Source organism: Faecalibacterium sp. DFI.5.82 (assembly GCF_029076575.1).
In the GTDB taxonomy this organism is placed as follows: domain Bacteria; phylum Bacillota; class Clostridia; order Oscillospirales; family Ruminococcaceae; genus Faecalibacterium; species Faecalibacterium duncaniae.
The window spans coordinates 1-293 of sequence record NZ_JARFIS010000980.1; the positions used below are offsets into that span (position 1 = coordinate 1).

The following is a 293-nucleotide window of genomic DNA, read 5'->3' on the forward strand; positions in this document are numbered from 1 at the left end:
CCCACAGGCCGTCGGTGGTGCCGCAGTCGATCTCACGGACGATGACCTCCTGAGAGACATCGACCATGCGGCGGGTCAGGTAGCCGGAGTCAGCGGTACGCAGAGCGGTATCAGCCAGACCCGTACGAGCGCCACGGGCGGAAACGAAATATTCCAGGATGTTCAGACCTTCGCGGTAGTTTGGTCGAATGGGCATCTCGATGGTATTACCTGCGGTGTTGGCCAGCAGGCCGCGCATGCAGGCCAGCTGCTTGATCTGGTTCATAGAACCACGCGCACCGGAATCAGCCATC

Annotated in this window: 1 protein-coding gene; it reads right to left on the reverse strand. The window is 60.8% G+C overall.

What is annotated here, in order from left to right:
* Positions 1-293, reverse strand: a 293-nt coding sequence (locus tag P0G09_RS19775; RefSeq protein ID WP_275253527.1) for a hypothetical protein, incomplete at both ends; no start/stop codon positions are given.